Annotated in this window: 12 protein-coding genes; 4 read left to right on the top strand and 8 right to left on the bottom strand. The window is 65.5% G+C overall.

Annotated elements, in window-relative coordinates; genetic code table 11:
- Positions 1 to 156: 156 nt before the first annotated feature.
- The 3 genes from PQR32_RS00985 to ftrA all read right to left on the bottom strand — a co-directional run bounded on the left by PQR32_RS00985 (position 157) and on the right by ftrA (position 3343).
- Positions 157 to 1371 (bottom strand): DUF2252 domain-containing protein, encoded by a 1215-nt coding sequence (locus tag PQR32_RS00985; protein ID WP_408221718.1) that lies wholly within the window; start codon positions 1369 to 1371, stop codon positions 157 to 159.
- A gap of 44 nt (positions 1372 to 1415) precedes the next feature.
- Positions 1416 to 2183 (bottom strand): bestrophin-like domain, encoded by a 768-nt coding sequence (locus tag PQR32_RS00980; RefSeq protein ID WP_408221717.1) that lies wholly within the window; start codon positions 2181 to 2183, stop codon positions 1416 to 1418.
- A 194-nt stretch (positions 2184 to 2377) separates the two neighbouring features.
- The gene (ftrA, locus tag PQR32_RS00975; RefSeq protein WP_408221716.1) at positions 2378 to 3343 is read right to left on the bottom strand and encodes a transcriptional regulator FtrA; all 966 of its coding nucleotides are present in this window, start codon (positions 3341 to 3343) and stop codon (positions 2378 to 2380) included.
- Between the two features lie 132 nt (positions 3344 to 3475).
- On the opposite strand from ftrA, the gene PQR32_RS00970 reads away from it, so the two are divergent.
- The 3 genes from PQR32_RS00970 (at position 3476) to PQR32_RS00960 (ending at position 6986) form a co-directional block, all read left to right on the top strand.
- The gene (locus PQR32_RS00970; RefSeq protein WP_408221715.1) at positions 3476 to 3910 is read left to right on the top strand and encodes a rhodanese-like domain-containing protein; all 435 of its coding nucleotides are present in this window, start codon (positions 3476 to 3478) and stop codon (positions 3908 to 3910) included.
- Positions 3911 to 3990: 80 nt separating this feature from the next.
- The gene (locus tag PQR32_RS00965) at positions 3991 to 6060 is read left to right on the top strand and encodes a putative bifunctional diguanylate cyclase/phosphodiesterase (protein WP_408221714.1); all 2070 of its coding nucleotides are present in this window, start codon (positions 3991 to 3993) and stop codon (positions 6058 to 6060) included.
- Between the two features lie 119 nt (positions 6061 to 6179).
- The gene (locus PQR32_RS00960; protein WP_408221713.1) at positions 6180 to 6986 is read left to right on the top strand and encodes a hypothetical protein; all 807 of its coding nucleotides are present in this window, start codon (positions 6180 to 6182) and stop codon (positions 6984 to 6986) included.
- A gap of 24 nt (positions 6987 to 7010) precedes the next feature.
- Here PQR32_RS00960 and PQR32_RS00955 read toward each other — a convergent pair whose 3' ends face one another.
- The 4 genes from PQR32_RS00955 to dapA form a co-directional block, all read right to left on the bottom strand.
- On the bottom strand, positions 7011 to 7445 hold the full coding sequence (locus PQR32_RS00955) for a bactofilin family protein (protein WP_408221712.1): 435 nt from the start codon (positions 7443 to 7445) through the stop codon (positions 7011 to 7013).
- Between the two features lie 295 nt (positions 7446 to 7740).
- Complete coding sequence (locus PQR32_RS00950) at positions 7741 to 8139, bottom strand: hypothetical protein (RefSeq protein WP_408221711.1); 399 nt, start codon at positions 8137 to 8139, stop codon at positions 7741 to 7743.
- Complete coding sequence (locus PQR32_RS00945; protein WP_408221710.1) at positions 8132 to 9118, bottom strand: M23 family metallopeptidase; 987 nt, start codon at positions 9116 to 9118, stop codon at positions 8132 to 8134. The genes PQR32_RS00950 and PQR32_RS00945 overlap by 8 nt, the downstream gene beginning before the upstream one ends.
- Before the next feature lie 322 nt (positions 9119 to 9440).
- Positions 9441 to 10364: a 4-hydroxy-tetrahydrodipicolinate synthase gene (gene dapA, locus PQR32_RS00940; protein WP_408221709.1), complete on the bottom strand. Its 924-nt coding sequence runs from the start codon at positions 10362 to 10364 to the stop codon at positions 9441 to 9443.
- A 385-nt stretch (positions 10365 to 10749) separates the two neighbouring features.
- Between dapA and PQR32_RS00935 the strand changes: the two genes are divergently transcribed.
- On the top strand, positions 10750 to 12042 hold the full coding sequence (locus PQR32_RS00935) for an aspartate carbamoyltransferase (RefSeq protein ID WP_408221708.1): 1293 nt from the start codon (positions 10750 to 10752) through the stop codon (positions 12040 to 12042).
- Between the two features lie 48 nt (positions 12043 to 12090).
- Here PQR32_RS00935 and PQR32_RS00930 read toward each other — a convergent pair whose 3' ends face one another.
- Positions 12091 to 12942, bottom strand: coding sequence for an alpha/beta hydrolase (locus PQR32_RS00930; protein ID WP_408221707.1), 852 nt, complete (start codon positions 12940 to 12942; stop codon positions 12091 to 12093).
- Positions 12943 to 13134: the final 192 nt, after the last annotated feature.

Raw genomic sequence — 13134 nt, 5'->3', positions numbered from 1 at the left:
GGCGGATTCAACGCAGCAATCAGGGTTTGTCTGGAGCGGTGGCTGGCACGCGCGGCACCGCGATGCGCCGGGCATGGCGAGAGCGCTGCAAGCGGATGCTGCGAATACTTGAGAAGCACGCCCGGCGCTATACCATGCGCCCCGCACGATGAAACGTCATGGCTTCGCCGTCAAATTGAACGCGCCGCTATCGTAGGCTTCGCAATAGGTTTTCCAGTCCGCCACCACTTGGGCCTCGCACTGCGTCGCGATATCGACCAACGGCAACTGCCAGTCCTTGCGATTGCCGAACGCGATCAACTCATCGGCGATCGACGACTTCTGCCGGCCGCCGCTGCGCAGATGCGCCCACGCACTCAACTCTGCCATGCTGCTGACCACCTCTTTGAGACGCGGCAGCTTGCCGTCCCAGTCGCTCAAGGCCACGCGATCTTCCGAAGGCTGCAGGCTGCGCAGCACATACGAACGCTGGTTGAATTCGACCGCATGCAGAAACGCCTGCGAGACCGCCTGATTGCGCCGCTGAATGTCGACGACACGCTGCGCTTCCGTCTGCCACGCGGGCTGCGGCGTACTCACGTGCGGCGTCACGGCAGAAGGCAGCGCCTCTTTCAGATCGATCAGATAGTTGCCGTCCGGCGAGCCTTTCCCTTCGACGAGGATCACGTAACGATCCACGCCAAGGCTCCCGGTGCCGGCAATCCGCCGCGCGACATCGAGAATGCGGAAGAAGTCGGGGTTGGGCTCGCCCGCGGCGAACTTCCGCATGAACTGCGTGACGGCGGCACGCTGCGCGTCGCTGACGGCCAGCGCTTTCTTGCCGTCCACTTTCAGCATGCGGGTTTTGCCTTTGAGCGTGGTGCGCCGGTCCAGATGCGCAACCCGCGTGCGGCTCGCGAGCGCGACGAACAGGTCGCGCACCATGCCGGTCGCGGTTTCCCCTTCGATCCAACGCGACTTGCCGTACGCGAGCGCCGCGCCATACGCCTCCAGCGCGGTGCGGCAAAGCGCCAGCGCCTGCGCGCGGCTCAGCTTGAGATCGCTCGCGCCGACCAGCACGCTCGTGAGCAGACGCACCAGTTCGTAGAGATTCGGCGCGAGGCAGGCTTCGTCGAAGTCGTTGTTGTCGAAGTAGATCAGCCGATTGTCGGCCTTGTAGCTGCCGAAATTTTCCAGATGCATGTCGCCGCAGATCCACACCGGCGGCGCGTCGTCGAATACTTTGTCGCGCGCTAGACGTTCGTAAAACAGGTGGCACGTGCCGCGCAAGAACACGAACGGTGATGTACGCATGGCCTTGTATTTCATCGCGAGCCGTTCGGGATCGCGACCGGCGTTAAAGCTGGCGATCGTCCTGGCGATATCGAGCATGAGTTTCCTTTGAATGTGGGGCTCAGCGCAGCCTCAACCATCGTTCAATGGGCGCGCATGGACTCCGCAAGCGCATGCAGATTGAGCGGCTTCACGCGAATCACGCCGCCGCGCGGACTGTCGATGTCGGCGATCAGCGTGAATGACAGCGACACCGTCAGCGGCACGATCAGCAGCAAGCCCGCGCCCGCTTTCAAGGCGCGCGCGCCGTAGCCGACCAGCAGATTTGCGCCCATCGCGATCAGCGTCATGAGCGCCCAGGCCGCATAAGGAATGCGATTCCGCCACGCGGCTTGCGTATAGCCCTGCGTGTTGAGCACATCGTTCATTCCCGCGACGGCGAGCGCGACCACGGGCGTGGGCTGCACGGCGGCCGACTGTTTGACGGCAGACCACATCGCGTCCTGCAAGCGTTCGGTCCCGGCATTGACCTTCGCCAGTTCCTGTTCGTCGCGCGTGGTGTAGAACAGCGTGCGTTCGTCGAGATAGGCATTCAGCAGTCTGCGTACCGCCGCCGCGTCGGCTGCGGGCAGCAGTTCCGCGCGAACGTATTCAGTGCCGATCGCGTTCGCCTCTTCTTCCTCGTAGTTCTTGCGCTGGTCGTAGCGCCCCACCGCCATCGAAAAAGTGAAACCGATGATCAGCGCCAGCAGCGTCAGCGTGGCGGCCTGAATCACGCCGAAGTCCTCGCGGGCCTCGTCCTCGATTTTTCTGAAGCGCCGTAAAAGCGCCGCGCCGATCCGCGCCGACAGCCACAGCAACACGAAGGACAGAATGAACACGAACGGCGGGTTATCGAGGATAAGTTGCATGGCGAGCGTTTTTCTCGGGGCGGGTGGACGGGAAACGCTTTCTGACACGGATAGCAGGTGCTCGACCGTTGCATGATAAACGCCGCAGCGCGGCCATGGATAGGTGAGCGGCCCCCTGTCCCCGCGCATGGCCTTCGGCTTGCGGACGGCATCGGATAGTCACGGCCGTCCACGCTCACCACGCGGGCGCGCGCCTAAGCCGTTTCCCGCGCGCCGAACTTCTTGCGATACGCACCTGGACTCGTCAATGCAATGCGCCGGAAATGCCGCCGCAACGATTCTTCGGAACCGAATCCCGCCAGTTCCGCGACGCGCGCCATCGGCAACGGCGCCTGCGCTTCGAGCAGTTCGCGCGCAATGGCCACCCGCTCGCGCACGAGCCACTCATAAGGCGCCATGCCGGTGGCATCGTGAAACTGCCGCTGCAGTGTGCGCGGGCTCATCGCCGCCCGCTCGGCGAGCGAGCGCAACGTGTGTGGCAAAGCGGGATGACCGCGCACCCAGTCCATCAGTTTGGACAGCCGCCCGCTGTCGTCCTGCGGCATGGGGCGCGGGACGAACTGCGCCTGGCCGCCCTCGCGATGCGGCGGCACTACGAGCCGCTGCGCGACCCGGTTCGCCACCGCGCTGCCGTGATCGCGCCGCACCAGATGCAGCAGCATGTCGAGCCCCGCCGCCGAACCTGCCGAGGTGATGATCCGCCCTTCGTCGACATAGAGCGCGTCCGGCTGCACGCGCAATTGCGGATAGCGCTGCTGCAATTTCTCGGCATAGCGCCAGTGCGTCGTGACGGTCTTGCCGTCGAGCACGCCCGCCGCCGCGAGCACGAACACGCCCGAGCAGATCGAACAGAGGCGCGCGCCGCGCGTGTAGGCAGCGCGGATTTTCTTCAGGAGCGGTTCGGGCGGCACTTCATCGGCATCGCGCCAGCCGGGAATGACGATGGTGTCGGCGCGCTCCAGCAGCTTGAGCGTGTAAGGCGCGGCAAGCGTGATGCCGCCCGCGGCCCGAATCGGCCCCGGCTCGCTTGCGCAGACCGCGAAGCGATACCAGTCCACGCCGAGTTCAGGGCGCTCGAGCGCGAACAATTCGGTCACGCAACCGAATTCGAAGGTGCAGAGCCGGTCGTAGGCAAGCGCGACGACAAGATGATTGTGCATGGCGCGATGTTACCGGAGATTGACGATTCCGCCACTTATCCCGCGTGGCGCGCGCCGCCACAATGAAGGCGTCTGAATCGCAACCACCAGGCAACCCACTCACACACCGCGCCCACCGGAACTCACGCCACCATGCCGACCTTGAACGCCGTTACCGCCATTCCCGCCGCCGACAGCCCCGCCGCGCAAGCCCACTTCCAGGCCTCGCTGCAGTTCGAAACCGATTGCGCCGATGTCCACGACGCGCTCGCGAGCGGCGCGCCCGGCTTCGTGCTGCTCGACGTGCGCGGCCCCGCGCTGTTCGCGCGGGGCCATGTGCCGGGCGCGCTCAATCTGCCGCACGGCAAGATCGTGGCTTCGAAGCTCGCCGGCTATCCGCCGGAGACACTCTTCGTCACGTACTGCGCGGGTCCGCATTGCAACGGCGCCGCGCGCGGCGCACTGCGCCTCGCCCAGCTGGGGCGCCCCGTCAAGCTGATGAGCGGCGGCATCAGCGGCTGGCTCGACGAAGGCTTCGCCCTCGCACACGCGGCGCGCGCCGGCGAGACGGCCGAAGCCAATGGCTAACATATTGAAAATCCATTAAATAAAAGCCTCGAACTGTCGATAACAAGTTCAGCCGCTTCCCTCCTGCGGTTGGACTAAACATGCAGAGCTCATACAACCTTTGGCTGGTCACCATCTCATTCGTCGTCGCGACGCTGGCGTCGTACACGGCGCTCGATCTGACCGGCCGCATTTTCCTGCTGGCATCGGCGCGGCTGCGGCACGCCTGGCAGCTGGGCGGCGCCGCCGCGCTCGGCGTCGGCATCTGGTCGATGCACTTCATCGCGATGCTCGCCTTTTCGCTGCCGATTCCGCTCGGCTACGACTTCGCGACGACCGCCGCGTCGCTCGGGCTCGCGATCGGCGCCTCCTATCTGGCCCTGTACGTCACGACCCGTGTGCGGCTCACGGCGGGCCGTCTGCTGGCGGGCGGCGTGGTGATGGGATTCGGCATTGCCGGCATGCACTACACCGGCATGGCGGCGATGCAGATGGCGCCGGGCATCCGCTATCAGCCGGCGTGGTTCGCGGCATCGCTTGCGATCGCGATCGGCGCGTCGACCGCCGCGCTGTGGATGGCCCGCGCGCTCAGCAACGACGACGCGCGCCATGTGGTGCGCAAGCGTCTGGCCGCGGCGCTGGTGATGGGCGTCGCGATCAGCGGCATGCATTACGCCGCCATGGCCGCCGCGGAGTTTCCGCTCGGCGCCGTCTGCGGCGCGGCCAAAGGCGTGAACGCCACGTGGCTCGCGACCTCGGTGATCCTGCTCACCTTTGCCATTCTGATCGTCACGCTGATGCTGTCGCGTTTCGATGCGCGCACAGACTTTCTGGTCGGCGCCGTGTCGAATCTGAACGGCCAGATCGTGCGGCTCGCCACGCTCGACACGCTGACCGGACTGCCGAACCGCACCACGCTGACCGAGCGCATCGAACGCGCGATCCTCAGCGCGCGCCGGCAGCGCACGCTGTTCGCCGTCCTCTTCATGGACCTCGACGGCTTCAAGACCATCAACGATTCGCTCGGCCACTCGGTCGGCGACGAGGTGCTGACGGCGTTCGCGCAGCGCCTGCTGCTATGCGTGCGCGCGAGCGACACCGTGGCGCGGCTGGGCGGTGACGAATTCGTGGTGCTGGCTGAGAACCTCGGCTCACGCGAAGACGCCAGCGCGCTGGCCGAAGGCGTGCTCGAGCGCATGCGCCTCGGCATGTGGACCGACTCGCAACCGCTTCAGGTCATGCCGAGCATCGGCATCGCCCTCTATCCGCACGACGGCGACACCGTCGAGACCCTGCTGAAGCACGCGGATGCGGCCATGTACGAAGCCAAGCGCGCGGGCCGCAGCACCTATCGTTTCTTCGAACGCAGCATGAACGAGGCCGCCCTGCGCACGCTGCAGATTCAGAACGCCTTGCACGACGCGCTCGCCGCCGGTCATTTTTCGCTGCACTTCCAGCCGAAGTTCCATGGCAGCGGCAACTCGCTGGCGGGCGCCGAAGCGCTGATCCGCCTGCATCATCCGCAGCTCGGCGCGCTGACGCCGCTCGAGTTCATTCCGATCGCCGAGCGCTCGGGGCAGATCGTGCAGATCGGCTATTGGGTCGTGCGCGAAACATGCCGGCAGATTCGCCAGTGGATCTCGCAAGGCCTGCCGTCGATCAAAGTGGCGGTCAACCTGTCGCCGCGCCAGTTGCTGCAGCCGAACCTCGTCGAGAGCATGCTCCAGATCGTCAAGGCCGAAGGCGTGGCCTGCGAGCAGATCATGTTCGAGATCACCGAAACGGTGGCCATGCATGACGCGCCCAAAACCATCGAAATGATCCGCGAATTCCAGGCGAGCGGGTTCGAGATCGCGATCGACGACTTCGGCACCGGCTATTCGAGCCTCGCCTATCTGCAGCGCTTTCGCGTCAAACAACTGAAGATCGACCGCTTCTTCACCAACGGCCTCGACGCGCACGGCCCGGAAGGCAGCGCGATCGTATCGGCGATCATCGCGCTCGCGCACTCGCTGGAAATGGATGTGGTGGCCGAGGGCGTCGAAACCGAATCGCAACTCGACATGCTCAGGACGATGATGTGCGACGAGATGCAGGGGTTCCTGCTCGGCAAGCCGCTCAGCGCCGACGACTTCGGCAACCTGCTGCGGGAAAGAATGGTGGCCGCGTGAGCCTGACGGTCGTCTGAGGCGCGCGGCGCGGCACGGCCGTGCGGCTGGTCGCGCCGCAGCCGGCGCCGGATCTCGTTGACGGGTGACCGATAACAGGCAGGCCGGGCGTTGGAGACTTCATGAAACTGGACGTAGCGACGTTTACTTCGTTGTGGTTGATCACGTTTTCGTGCTGCGCCCTGATCACGAACGCGCTGTCGCGCATGTTCACGCGCGTTGCCGCGTTCCGCTTCTGGTCGGTCGGTTTTTATCTGCTCGCCGCGTCCTCGGCCTGCTTCACCTTGCATCTCACCTGGCGTCACGACGTACTGCTGATCGCCACCGCAACGCTCGCGCTGCAAAGCCGCATGCTGATCTGGGCGGGCACACGCGAGCTGTTCGGTGTCTCGGCGCCGTGGCGCGCCTGCCTTGCCGTCACGGCCGTGTTCTGCGCGCTTTATAGCGGCGCGCTGATTTTCAAAGTGCCGACGCTGTTGCGCGCCGTCCTGCTCGCGCTGTTTTTCCTGCCGTGTCGCGCCGCCACGCTCTATGAAGTGTGCCGCCGGCACCGTCCGCACCTCGGGTCCGCACGCCTGATCGCGATGATCGGCGGCACGACCGCCACGCTCAACACCATCGTGCCGCTCGTGCTCGTGCTGCTCGACCGCACCAATCTGTCGCTCCTGCTCGGCAATCCGCAAACCACGTCGGCGCTTTACGCCGTAGTGTTCGCGGGCGACCTGCTGCTGGCGAGCGGCCTGATCGTGCTGGCTTTCAAACTGCAGATCGTCGAGCGGGACATGCTCGCCACGCTCGAGCGCGGCGCCATGGAACGGCTTGCCACGAGCCGCGAAATGCGCGCGGAACGCAATGCCCGTAGCTTGCCCGGCGACATGCTCGGTCACGACACGCCGGCGCAACGCCAGCCGCTGCCGGGAACGATCTGATTCACCACGTGGGCGTCGCGCCGCCTAGCCGGCCTTGCGCTCGTCGAATGCACTGTCGGCGACCGACACCAGATGCGGCGTCGCCGCCTGCGCCGCGTCACGCTTGGTGAGCTTGCCGTCCACCGAGGCGCCGCAATCCATCCGCAGTTGCTGGTAGTAGATGTTGCCGGTCACATGCGCATTGCTCTGCAACTCGACGAAGTGATCGGCAATCACGTCGCCGACGATTCTGCCGTTGACCACGACGTCGTAGCCGTGCACGTTGCCTTCGATCGAGCCGAGGTCGCTCAGGACCAGCAGCGTCTGGCCGTCCGGCTCACCGCTGACGTTGCCCTTCACGTGGCCGTCCATGCGCAGGCCGTCGCTGAACTGCAGGTCGCCGGTGATGCGCACGTCGTGAGCGACCAGGGTGGCGAGCTTGGTCTGCTGGATGCCCGCGGTTTTTTTCTTCTTGAACATTCTGGTTTCCTGGAAATGAAAAGGGTCGTCGCGTGATGCTCGGCGCGGCGACGAGCCGGGGAGTGGCTGGTGCGGTTGCTGGTTTGCTTGCTGTGCTGTCCTTGCTGTCCTTGCTGTCCTTGCTGTGCTTGCTGTGCTTGCTGTGCTTGCTGTGCTTGCTTTGCTTGCTTTGCTTGCTTTGCTTGCTTTGCTTGCTTTGCTCGCTTTGCTTGCTTTGCTCGCTTTGCGCTTTGCGCTTTGCGCTTTGCGGTTTGCGGTTTGCGGTTCGCGGTTCGCGGTTCGCCTTTTCGTCCGGTTAGCGGCGCGGCGCCGCGGCGGGCGCCGCCGTCCGGCCCTTGCTCTGGCCGCGCAGAAACTGCAATTCCGCGTTGAGCCGGGCGACCTCGGCAGCGGCGCTGTCCGCCGCCTTCTGCACCGCGGCGCGCGCCGCCGACTCTTGCGCCAGCGCGAGCCGCGCGCGGGTCAGCACGGCCTGCTTCGTCGTTTCGTCGACGGGCGCCGGGGTGCATTGCTCCTGCGGCGTGCCGGCGCGCCTCGCGTGCCACGCCGTGAGCGTCGCCGCGCCCGCGCAGGCGCAAAGCACGCACACCACGGTCCACACCGTCACGCGAAAAACCAGCGAGCGCGCGGGCCGAAGCGTGTAGGCGCGATGGGTCAGACTGTCCGCGTCGCGCGGAAAGCGTCGGTCAACCATGAGGCGTGGGCGAGAAAAGCGCGAGGTAGGCCACCGGGTTGACCGGCGCGCCGTCGGCGAGGACTTCGAAATGCAGATGCGGACCCGTGGAGCGGCCGGTCGAGCCGACATCGGCGATGTATTGACGCGGCAGCACCAGATCGCCGACATGCACGACGATGCGCGACGCATGGCCGTAGCGAGTCATGAGTCCGTTGCCGTGATCGATTTCGACCGCATTGCCATAGCCCGATTTCTCGCCGGCGAAGACCACGCGGCCGCCCGCCGCCGCCAGAATCGGCGTGCCGGTCCTCGCGACCAGATCGAGGCCCGGATGAAAGCTCAGACGATGCGTGAACGGATCGGTGCGATTGCCGAACGGCGAGCCGAAGCGCGCGCCGTCGGCGGGCAGGCGGCCCGGAAAGGCGGCGTACGCGATAGCGTGATCGGCGGTCTGCTGTTCGAGCGCGGACAGGGTCGCGGCAATGCAGTCCAGTTGCTGGCCGGTGCGTCCGGCATCGGCATGCCGGCCCAATGAAGACGTGAGCTCGCTACAGCGGCGCGGCGGCAAGGAAGGGCCGCCTTCGCCTTCGCTGTCGGTGGCGGAGGTGTCGGGTTCGGAGGCCGCGGACGCCGCACCCGGCGTAGCGGGTGCCGCTGGTGCGCGAGGCGCAGGCCGCGGCGTGTTCAGACGTGCTTCGAAATCGCGCAAATCGCCGACCTGCGCCGTGAGTCGCGCGATGCGCGGTTCGATCTGCGCCACCGAGGCGTTCAGCTTGCCGAGTTGGTCGATCGCGTAGTCGTGCTCGACGCGGACCGCCGCCTGATCGCCGGAACCGTTGCGCGCGGACCAGTGCGTGCCGATCGCGAAGCCCGCGGCGAGCGCCAGCACGGCCGTGCCGCCGGCCGCGCTCAAGGCGAGCGTCAGCGCGGTGCGGCGCGTGACGAAGCTGACCGAGCCGCTGGCAAGCCGGCTGCCGGCGCGAAACACGGAAGCCATCAGCGGCTCCTCGCGCGCGATAGGCTCGCGGCGCGCGCCCGCCCGCGTGCGGCACAACGCATGGTCGAAACCGGCAACGCGTTGAGCGCGCCAGCCGTGCGACGCGTGCCGGGCGATTGCAAACGGGGCAGAAGATCAGCGAACGAGGCTAACTGCATGCGGCATCGACCGGATAAGCACCGGTCGCGATAAGGAACAGAGGCGCCGATTATCCCCTGGCAGCACGAAGCATCATCTCAAATACAGGACGATGGGGCGATGTGTCACGCACGGCGCGTACGCCGTGCCGCGCATGCCCTCTGTTTCGCCATGAGCGCCCCGCTCAAACCGATTCCACGGTCTCCTGCGACTCGCTCCGCTCCCGTTCAGCCAGCGCTTCGAGCCGCTCGATCAATGCACTGCTGGCGGGCGTCATCGGCATGCGCAGTTCGTCGCGTATCAGGCCTTGCACGGCCAGCAAGGCCTTGACCGGGCCGGGATTCGGTTCGGCGAACAGCGCCTGGATGAGCGGCGCGAGCGAGTGGAAAATGCGCCGGCCCTCGGCGAGCCGCCCCGCCGCGAGCGCGCGATACATCTCGACGAAACGCTCGGGCCGCACATGCGCGGACGCCGCAATCGCCCCGCTGCCGCCCAGACACAAGGTATTGAAGATATTGATGTCCTCGCCAGTGAGCACCTGCAGGCGACCGTCGCGAATCAGCGCGAGCGTGGTGTCGAGCGAACCGGCGCAATCCTTCACTGCCTGAATCCGCGGATGCGCCGCGAGCGTGAGCAGCGTGTCGAGTTCGAGCCGCACGCCGGTGCGATACGGAATGTCGTACAGGACGACCGGCTTCTCGCTGGCATCGGCAAGCGCCATGAAATGGCCGACGATCCCCGCCTGCGACGGCCGGATGTAATACGGCGCGGCCATCAGCACGCCGGCAACCGGCAACGTGTTCAATTGCTCGATGCGCTCGCGCATGCTCGCCGTGTGATTGCCCGATACGCCGGCCAGCACCGGCAACGCTCGCCCATTCTGCGCGAGATGGGCGGCGGACTGCGCTTCGTCGAGAATCGTCGACAGCACGGCGTCCTGTTCGGCGGCGTCGAGCGCGGCGGGTTCGCCGGTCGTGCCGAGCGCGACCAGCCCGGCGATGCCCGCGCCGGTATAGCGGCGCACCAGCGTGCGCAAGGCCGCGTGATCGACGGCGCCGTCGGCGAACGGCGTGATGAGCGGAAGCCAGATACCCGAAAAAATAGACATGTCTTTACCTCGATGACGACCGTATCGATTCCGTCAGGCAGTGCGAGGGAGGAAAGACAGGAAAGTGCCCAGGCGGGCGTTGACCGGCTGTTCCGTCGCACATCTGACGGAACAGCGAGCTCCGGTCAGATGAGCGGCTGTTTTTTGGCTTTGGCGCTAACGTTCGAACGACACGCGCGTGCGGCTGCGGCGCTCGCAAAAGCGAGACATACAAAGGTCGACGGGCGGAGTCTGAGCGTTGGGCCGGAATGCATGAGACGCAGTGTAACCGCCACCGGCGCGGCTTGGCAAAGTCCATCGCGAAATTGCTTGACTTCTGCCGCAGGAAAACTAATATACGCACCGCGTACATCAGCCCGCCATCCCCTCTTCCGACAGGTGCCCCATGAGCGTCCCGCAACAAGCCTTCCTACGCGATGCGATGCGTCGCCTGAACATGACGCGCGACACGTTCGCGAGCCGCATCGGTGTGTCGCGCCGGGCGCTCGACACGTGGCTTCTGCCGGACGATTCGCAGGAATCGCGGGCCATGCCGGAGATTGTCGAGCGCTTCGTGTCGGAAATCGTGGTGCACGGCGAGCCAGGCGACAAGTATACGCAAAGCGTAGACTCACAGTCGCTTGCCAGCCAGATGCTGTTCGAGGGCAAGCCGCAGTTGCTGTCGGTGGATCAGTTCTCGCGCGACTCGGTGGAGGCGCTGTTTCGCGTGGCCGACATCATGCAGCCGATCGCCCGGCGCCGCAAAATCTCGCGCGTGCTGGAAGGCGCGGTGCTCGGCAACCTGTTCTTCGAGGCCAGCACGCGCACCCGCGTAAGCTTCGGCGCGGCGTTCTGCCGGCTGGGCGGCTCGGTGTGCGACACCACCGGCTTCACGTTTTCGTCGATGGCCAAGGGCGAGTCGATCTACGACACCAGCCGCGTGATGAGCGGCTACGTGGACGCGCTGGTGATCCGCCACCCCGAGCAAGGCTCGGTGGCCGAATTCGCGCGCGCCACCAACGTGCCGGTGATCAACGGCGGCGACGGCCCGGGCGAACACCCGAGCCAGGCGCTGCTCGATCTGTACACGATTCAGCGCGAGTTCTCGCGCCTCGGCAAGATCGTGGACGGCGCGCATATCGCGCTGGTCGGCGACCTCAAATACGGGCGCACTGTGCACTCGCTGGTCAAGCTGCTGGCGCTGTACCGAGGCATCAAATTCACGCTGATCTCGCCGCCCATGCTGGAAATGCCGAGCTACATCCTCGAGCAGATTTCGCGCAACGACCACGTGATCGAGCAGACTCACGATCTGACCACCGGGCTGCGCGGCGCCGACGTGGTGTACGCCACGCGCATCCAGAAGGAGCGCTTTACCGACGAATCGTTCGAAGGCTACACGCCGGATTTCCAGATCAATCAGGCGCTGGTGGACAGCGTGTGCGGCGCCGATACGCTGATCATGCATCCGCTGCCGCGCGACAGCCGGCCGGGCGCGAACGATCTGAGCGTGGACCTGAATCACGATTCACGGCTGGCGATTTTCCGGCAAACCGACAACGGTATTCCGGTGCGGATGGCGATTTTCGCGGTGCTGCTGGGCGTCGAAAAGCTGGTCCAGCATTCCATGCGCGACGCGGCGTGGCGCCCGCCCGCCTATCTCGGCCCGGACGATGCGGTGTTTCACGGCATCGATTGATGGATGAGTGGGCGGCTTGACACCGCCCCGCCGCGCGAGGGCACGGCCTCAAGCCGCGGCGCTTGGCGCCGTGGCTCCGTTGCGCCTGAATGCCCCGGCAAAAAACAGCACCTGATACTGCACCGCGTTGGCCCAGTACTTCCAGGTGTGGCCGCCGGGCCGCTCCGCGTAATCGTGCGGTACGCCGAGTTCGACCAGGCGCTCATGCAGCGTCCGGTTCGATTGCACTAGCGAATCGTTCACCCCGCAGTCGATCGTCAGCGCGATATGCGCATTGCCGAAACTCTGCGCATTCTCGACGATCGCCTCGTTGTTCCAGAAGTCGGCATGCCGCATCGGATCGCCGAATACCTGGTCGATGCCCGGCTCATCTTCACAACCACGCGGGTCCACCGCGCCGCTGATGCTGCCCGCGGCGCCGAATTCGTCCGGCCGGTCCAGCGCGATATGCAAGGCGCCGAAGCCGCCCATGCTCAAGCCGGTAATGGCGCGCGCCTCGCGCGTCGCGATCGTGCGGAAATGCGCGTCGACGTAGCTCACCACCTCGGTGCCCACATAGGTTTCATAACGGCTGTGCGGATCGACCGGACTGTCGATGTACCAGCTTTCGTGGCCGCCATCGGGCATCACGAGGATCACGTGATAGCGGTCGGCCAGCTTGCCGATCTGCGAATTCGAGGTCCAGTCGGTGTAGTCGCCGCCCGAGCCGTGCAGCAGATAGACGACGGGAAAGCGATCGGCCGCTTTGCCACGCGCGTATTGATCGGGCAGCACGACGGTCGCTTCGAGCGACTTATGCATGGCCGCGCTCGGAATGGTGACGATCCGGGACTGAAACGCCCAGGCAGGCGTCGTAAAAAGCAGCGTCAGAATGAGCCAGAACGCACGAGCTTTATTCATGGTTTGTCGCTCTTCCCTTTCTAGGTGTCCGAAGAACACTGTCCGGCATACGGCGGCAAAATTCTGACGACGACTCTAGCAATGGCGACTTACAACCAAATTTCAGCGAAACATACGAATCCGTCAGCTTGGGGTTGCGGTGAGAGGCGCGCCTCCTTGTATGAAGGACCTACTACGCGCGCCTCATCAGGA

It is taken from the genome of Paraburkholderia dipogonis (genome assembly GCF_046027395.1).
Taxonomy (GTDB): Bacteria; Pseudomonadota; Gammaproteobacteria; order Burkholderiales; family Burkholderiaceae; genus Paraburkholderia; species Paraburkholderia dipogonis_A.
This window is presented reverse-complemented; position numbering and strand designations above follow the sequence as displayed.

Excerpts from the sequence above, each read along its gene's own strand:
- PQR32_RS00935 (WP_408221708.1), top strand. The coding sequence starts at position 10,750 with ATGAGCGTCCCGCAACAAGCCTTCCTACGCGATGCGATGCGTCGCCTG.
- PQR32_RS00955 (WP_408221712.1), bottom strand. The coding sequence starts at position 7,445 with ATGTTCAAGAAGAAAAAAACCGCGGGCATCCAGCAGACCAAGCTCGCC.
- PQR32_RS00950 (WP_408221711.1), bottom strand. The coding sequence starts at position 8,139 with ATGGTTGACCGACGCTTTCCGCGCGACGCGGACAGTCTGACCCATCGC.
- PQR32_RS00970 (WP_408221715.1), top strand. The coding sequence starts at position 3,476 with ATGCCGACCTTGAACGCCGTTACCGCCATTCCCGCCGCCGACAGCCCC.
- PQR32_RS00930 (WP_408221707.1), bottom strand. The coding sequence starts at position 12,942 with ATGAATAAAGCTCGTGCGTTCTGGCTCATTCTGACGCTGCTTTTTACG.
- dapA (WP_408221709.1), bottom strand. The coding sequence starts at position 10,364 with ATGTCTATTTTTTCGGGTATCTGGCTTCCGCTCATCACGCCGTTCGCC.
- ftrA (WP_408221716.1), bottom strand. The coding sequence starts at position 3,343 with ATGCACAATCATCTTGTCGTCGCGCTTGCCTACGACCGGCTCTGCACC.
- PQR32_RS00945 (WP_408221710.1), bottom strand. The coding sequence starts at position 9,118 with ATGGCTTCCGTGTTTCGCGCCGGCAGCCGGCTTGCCAGCGGCTCGGTC.
- PQR32_RS00985 (WP_408221718.1), bottom strand. The coding sequence starts at position 1,371 with ATGCTCGATATCGCCAGGACGATCGCCAGCTTTAACGCCGGTCGCGAT.
- PQR32_RS00965 (WP_408221714.1), top strand. The coding sequence starts at position 3,991 with ATGCAGAGCTCATACAACCTTTGGCTGGTCACCATCTCATTCGTCGTC.
- PQR32_RS00980 (WP_408221717.1), bottom strand. The coding sequence starts at position 2,183 with ATGCAACTTATCCTCGATAACCCGCCGTTCGTGTTCATTCTGTCCTTC.
- PQR32_RS00960 (WP_408221713.1), top strand. The coding sequence starts at position 6,180 with ATGAAACTGGACGTAGCGACGTTTACTTCGTTGTGGTTGATCACGTTT.